Here is a 4,377-nt window from a genome sequence, read left to right on the forward strand (position 1 = left end):
CCCCAGGGCTGCAGGTGCACCTGGTCCCGCACGTCCCGCCCGCCCTGCAGCGCGGCGGTGAGCACGCCGTCGCCGCCGAGCAGCCCCTGCACCCGGTCCAGGGCGCGGTGCGCGCGCAGGTCGCCGCCGGACGCGCCGCCCCAGAGCCGGCCCTGCTCGGCCCCGGCGGGCGCGACGTCCTCGGCGGTGATGCCCAGCCAGACCAGCGCGACGGCGTCGTCGTGGTCGTCCGGGTCGGGGTCGACGACGCCGACCTCCTCGACGTCGCGCCCTCGGCGGCCGCGCGCCGCCTGCGCCCGGTGGCTCCCGCGCTCGACGGCCGCCGCGGACAGCCAGCCCTCGAGCTGCCAGCGCACCCGGTCGGTGATCCGCGCGGCGGACAGCCCGCCGAGGCCGCCGGTGTCCGTGCGCCACGCGCGGCTGAGCTCGGTGCCGTCCTCGGTGCGCGCGGTGATCCGCAGCCGCCCGCAGGTGACCGAGTGCGCGGTGAGCAGGGCGTGCAGGTCCTCGGCCAGCCGCCGCCCGGCGAACGTCGCGACGTCGACCCGCTGCGCGGGCGGGTCCAGGGCGGCGCCGACCTCCAGGTCCGCCTCGGGGCGACGGCGCGCGGGCGGGCGCAGGTCCTCGCCGCGGGCCAGGGTCCACGCCCAGGTCCCCCAGGTGCCGAACCGGGCGTGCACGTCCCCCGCCCCGAGCGCCGCGAGGTCGCCGAGGGTCCGCAGCCCGAGCCGGCGCAGCAGGTCCACCAGGTCCGCGACCGCCCGGACGGCCTCGTCGGAGACGGCCACCGGGGCGAGGTCGTTCACCGGGCGCGGCGCGAGGAACGCCCGCGACCCGCCCGCGGGCACGACGGCGTCGGTGCGGGCCGCCAGCACCGCGGCGAGCAGGCCGTCGGCGGTGCCGACCTGGCACTCGTGGCCGGTGCGGGACGCGACCTCGGACACCAGCCGCTCGGCGAGCGTCACCTCGGTGCCGTGGTACCGGGCGGCCCCGCCCGCGGGCAGCAGCAGCATCCCCGGCCGGACGACCTCGATGCCCGCGACCACCGCCTCCGCCGCGACGGCGACCGGCTCGAACAGCCGGGCGTCGCGGTCCTCGTCGGCGGGCAGCAGCACCAGCTCCGGGCACACGCCCTGCGCCTCGCGCCGCCGCATCCCCCGCCGCACCCCCTGGGCGCGCGCGAGCGCGGACACGGCGACGAGGCGGGCGCCGTGCTGCACGGCGGCGGGCAGGTGGGGCGGCACGTCCGCGCCGCGCACCGCGGCGACGACCGGCCAGTCCGGCACCCACACGACGGTGGTGCGGGTGCTCATCCGACCAGCCTCAGCCCGGTCCGGCGGGCCGCCGGGGCGGGAGCCGGTGCCGCGGGGATGCCGTACGGGTCGGTGCCGACCTCCAGCGGCAGCACGACCCGCAGGTCCTGCGCCTGCCCCGCGCTGCCGCGCCCCGTGCGGGTGAGGTGCAGCTCGTGCGCCCGCAGCCGGCCGTCGCCCTCGCCGACACCGGACCACCGGCCGCCCTCCACGGTCAGCACCGTGCCCGCACCCGGCCACGGCGCGGTCGACAGCAGCACCGAGCCGCGGTCCCGGGCACGGGCCATCAGCCGCCGCCGGTCGGCGTCGGCCAGGTGCGCGCCCGGACCCACCACGACGACGTCGATCCCGTCGAGCAGCGCCGCGACCACCGTCGGCGCCTCCACCCCGGGGCGGGGCACGACGGCCAGGCGCTCCAGGGCCACACCGGTCTGCGCGGCGGCGAGCAGCCCGAGGCTCGGCTGCCCGACCACCGCCGCCCACGCCTCCCGGGCGGTGCACGCGGCGGCGATCATCGCGAGCACCAGCGAGGTGGAGCCGAGCACGGCGGTGGTGCTGCCCCGGCGCAGGCCGTCCGGGAGCAGCGGGGTCAGCGCCGGGGGCACCGCGAGCGGCGGGCGGTCGGTGAGCAGCAGCGGACCCCGCGCCGGGCGGACGCCGGACGTGGGGGCACCGGGCGCGGGGACGGCGACCGGGCGCGCGGGCCGGTCAACCCGGTCGGCCCGGTCGTCCCGGCCGGCCTGGTCGTTCCGGTCAGCCCGGTCGGGGACGGCGACCGGGCCGGGACGGTCGGCGGCGGGTGCCGGGGCGGGCGTGACGACCGCGACGGGCCGGGCCTCCCGGTCCGGGGCCGCGAGCGCCGTCGCGCCGACGGACACCACGGGCACAGCGGGTGCAGCCGGGGCGGGTCGGACGACGCGCGCGCCGGTGCGGAGCTCGGCGTGCGCGAGGGCGGCGCGCGCCCGGGCGATCCGGTCCTCGTGGCTCACCGCCCCCACCTCCCCCGTCCGGCTGCACGTCCGCGCCGCCGATCGGCACACCTCACTTCGAACACGTGTTCGATTCTGCCAGCACATGCTGACATACCCGGCACCGGGTCGCCGACTTCACCCCGCGACCTGCGTCCCGACCGCACCGGGGGCAGGATGACGAGGGAGAGCACCGCCGCCGCGCGCCGCACGACCCGCGCGCGGCCGACCCCGAGGAGGACCATGGCCGTCTCGCTGACCCGTCCCGTCGCCCCCGAGCCCTACGCCCTGCTGCCGTCCGTCGCGACCTTCGACCTCGCGAGCACGGACGTCGTGCACGGCGAGCCGCTCGCGACCACGTTCGTCGCGGACGGCGAGGACCTGTCCCCGGCGCTGGAGTGGTCGGGCTTCCCCGACGGCACCCGCTCGTTCGTGGTGAGCTGCTTCGACCCGGACGCGCCGACGCCCGCCGGGTTCTGGCACTGGACCGTGGTGGACGTCCCGGTGAGCACGACGTCGCTGCCGCGCGGCGCGGGGTCACCCGGTGGGGAGCTGCTGCCGCCGGGCGCGTTCCAGGTCCGCAACGACGGCGGCTCCGTCGGGTACGCGGGCGCGGCCCCGCCGCCCGGGGACCGTCCGCACCGCTACGTCTTCGCGGTGCACGCGCTCGACGTCGAGCACCTCGGCATCACCCCGGAGACGACCCCGACCGCGGCCGCCTTCACCGCGCTGTTCCACACGACGGCGCGCGCCCTGCTCACCCCGACCTACGCCCGCTGACCGCCCTCGTCGGGGACCGCGAGGTCCAGGACCATGCCCGTGGCGCCCGGGGCGACGTCGCGGAAGCCGAGCGACTCGTACAGCCGGCGCCCGGGCGGGTCCGCGACGAGGGTGACGTACGCGCCCTGCGGTGCCCGGGACCGGATGTCGTCGAGCAGCCGGGTGAGCACGCGGCGGCCGAGCCCGCGCCGCTGGTGCTCCGGGTCGACGGCCATGTCCGCGACCAGGAAGTACCAGCCGCCGTCGCCGACCACCCGGCCCATGGCGACGACCTGCCCGGTCGCCGTGCGGACGTGCGCCCACGACCAGCTGCCGGCCAGCGCGCCGTCCGCCTGCTCCGGGCGCTTGGGCGACAACCCGGAGTCCGCCCGCAGCCGCAGGTAGTCGCCCTGCGGCGGCGCCGCGGGCACGAGCACGTACGGATCACCGGCGAACGGATCGACACTCACGCGCACATCGTGCCCGATGCGCTCCGTCGAGTGCGGAGAACCCGCGGGACGATCCGGGCATCCGGGACCAGGTCCTCCGCACTCGGCGGAGGCGTGGATAGCCTGCGGGGATGACCTTGGTGCTTGGATCCCTGACCTGGCTGCGCGCCGTCGACCGGACCGATCTGCTGGCACCGGCCACCGCGGCCGCGCTCGCCCGCTGGGTGGCCGCCGACCCGGCGGTGGCCGACGCCGTCCTCGTGACCGAGATCGACCCCGACCTCGCGGACACCGCCGCGATGACCGAGGCGTACGACCTGCCGCTGGTGGTGTCGGCGAACTGCGTCCTCGTCGCCGGGAAGCGCGCCGGTGACGAGCGGATCGCGGCGGCCGTCGTGCGGGCGACCACCCGCGCGGACGTGAACTCCGCGGTCAAGCGGCTGCTCGACGTCCGCAAGGCGTCGTTCCTGCCGATGGAGCGGGCTGTCGAGGACTCCGGCATGGAGTACGGCGGCATCACGCCGCTCGGCCTGCCGGACGGGTACCGGGTGCTGCTGGACGCGGGCGTGGCGACCCCCGACCCGGAGGCGGGTGGCACGGTGATCATCGGCTCGGGCCTGCGGCGGTCCAAGGTCGCGCTGCCCGGCGCGCTGCTGGCCACGGCCCCGGGCGTCGAGGTGGTCGAGGGCCTGGCCGTCGGCTGAGCCGCCGGAGCACCGGACCGGGGGCTGCGCCCCGCGGGCATCGCGCCTACGGTCGAGGACGTGACACCCCGCTCCGCCGCCCGCCCGTCCGACGACCCCGCTGGCCCCGTGGGCCCCGTGAGCACGGCCCGGCACGCGGCCGACCCGGGCCGCGCGGCGCGCACCCGGCGGCCCCGGCCCCGTG

5 protein-coding genes are annotated in these 4,377 nt (G+C 78.8%); 2 read left to right on the top strand and 3 right to left on the bottom strand.

Going from position 1 to position 4,377, the window contains the following annotated elements; translation table 11 throughout:
- Together EBM89_RS19680 and imuA' are read right to left on the bottom strand one after the other, a co-directional pair.
- Window positions 1-1,313, bottom strand: a 1,313-nt coding sequence (locus tag EBM89_RS19680) for a DNA polymerase Y family protein (RefSeq protein ID WP_147463639.1), incomplete at its 3' end; no start/stop codon positions are given.
- Window positions 1,310-2,302 (bottom strand): DnaE2-dependent mutagenesis accessory factor ImuA', encoded by a 993-nt coding sequence (gene imuA' / locus EBM89_RS19685; protein WP_233571873.1) that lies wholly within the window; start codon window positions 2,300-2,302, stop codon window positions 1,310-1,312. The genes EBM89_RS19680 and imuA', both read right to left, overlap by 4 nt.
- 222 nt (window positions 2,303-2,524) lie before the next feature.
- On the opposite strand from imuA', the gene EBM89_RS19690 reads away from it, so the two are divergent.
- Window positions 2,525-3,061 (top strand): YbhB/YbcL family Raf kinase inhibitor-like protein, encoded by a 537-nt coding sequence (locus tag EBM89_RS19690; protein WP_122151284.1) that lies wholly within the window; start codon window positions 2,525-2,527, stop codon window positions 3,059-3,061.
- Here EBM89_RS19690 and EBM89_RS19695 read toward each other — a convergent pair.
- Window positions 3,049-3,510, bottom strand: a complete 462-nt coding sequence (locus tag EBM89_RS19695) for a GNAT family N-acetyltransferase (RefSeq protein ID WP_233571874.1) — start codon at window positions 3,508-3,510, stop codon at window positions 3,049-3,051. The two genes, EBM89_RS19690 and EBM89_RS19695, sit on opposite strands and share 13 nt — an antisense overlap.
- Window positions 3,511-3,620: 110 nt before the next feature.
- Between EBM89_RS19695 and EBM89_RS19700 the strand changes: the two genes are divergently transcribed.
- Window positions 3,621-4,193 carry a YbaK/EbsC family protein gene (locus tag EBM89_RS19700; RefSeq protein WP_122151285.1) on the top strand — a complete coding sequence of 191 codons (573 nt, stop codon included), beginning with the start codon at window positions 3,621-3,623 and terminating at the stop codon, window positions 4,191-4,193.
- Window positions 4,194-4,377: the final 184 nt, after the last annotated feature.

Source organism: Cellulomonas triticagri (assembly GCF_003696205.1).
Taxonomy (GTDB): Bacteria; Actinomycetota; Actinomycetes; order Actinomycetales; family Cellulomonadaceae; genus Cellulomonas; species Cellulomonas triticagri.

Excerpts from the sequence above, each read along its gene's own strand:
- EBM89_RS19690 (WP_122151284.1), top strand. The coding sequence starts at position 2,525 with ATGGCCGTCTCGCTGACCCGTCCCGTCGCCCCCGAGCCCTACGCCCTG.
- EBM89_RS19700 (WP_122151285.1), top strand. The coding sequence starts at position 3,621 with ATGACCTTGGTGCTTGGATCCCTGACCTGGCTGCGCGCCGTCGACCGG.